We start from the raw sequence: 975 nt of genomic DNA, 5'->3' as shown, positions 1-975 counted from the left end.
CCATTGGCGATGTCGATTTCGACGATGAAGCGTTGGACGCGGCTTTGGCCCAGGGCCTTGATCCGCGTGACGAAGCCGCTCCCCGGGACAATTCGGCGGATTCTTTCGATTGGCTTGCGGAGCGTTCCCAACCGACAGAGCCGACGCGTTCGTGGAGCCGCGTGACGCCGGTTCCGCAGCAGCCGTCATTCAGCACGCAGCCTACGTTTAGCGCTCAGCCGGCCGCTTCGGTGGCATCATCCATGGCCGCAGCGCCGGCAGTCGCCGCCATGACGTCCTATGGTTCGTCCGAGCCGGTCGAAACCTTGGCTCCCGCTGCCCCAGTATCGGCGCCGCAATCGCGCCAGCCGGCGCGTTACGAAGACATGCCCGATGTCGAGACGGTCGATGTGCCCGAGCGTGTCGTGGCGCTGGCGGACGATCTCGATATCCCCGAACTGCACTTCGAGGAAGACCAGCCGGCGTCGCCTGGCTATGACGATCTCGATGCCGAGTTCTCCAGCCTTCTCTCCGAGATGAACGCGGTGGAGGTGACTGCCGCCCCCGCAAGCAACGCGGCCGGCGCGTCTTACGATGATGGCTCCTATGCCGCGGGCTTCAAGCCGGGCTATGACAGCCTCAAGCCGGGCTATGACGGGGTCAAGCCGGGCTATGACGGGGTCAAGTCGGGCTATGAGCCGGAAGCGCGAACCTATGCGGCGCGGCCGATGGAAATGTCTGCCCGCGCGGCGGCGCCCACGGGTTATGCCGACGCCTCGGGCTACGACCTCGACAACCTGCCGGGGAGCCAGCCGGCTTCCCAAGCCGATGATTTCACCGTCGATGAACTCGACTACGATCCCGAACTGGACGAGGAGATGGCTGTTCCGGGTCTCGGCGAGCGTGAGGCCGCAAGGCCGTCGCGCGGACGCGGCCTGTTCATCGCCGCGATTGTCGGCGCGGTCGCGGTCGCGGGCGGTCTCGGTGCCTTTGCGC

General features: G+C 66.3%; 1 pseudogene. It reads left to right on the top strand.

The features are described 5' to 3' along the window. Positions 1-975, top strand: a pseudogene (locus tag EN914_RS36540) (SPOR domain-containing protein); the annotation flags it as partial.

This window comes from Mesorhizobium sp. M7A.F.Ca.CA.001.08.2.1 (assembly GCF_003998455.1).
Lineage (GTDB): Bacteria > Pseudomonadota > Alphaproteobacteria > Rhizobiales > Rhizobiaceae > Mesorhizobium > Mesorhizobium ciceri.
Note: the sequence above shows the minus strand (reverse complement) of the source record. Positions and strands in the feature narration are given on the sequence as shown.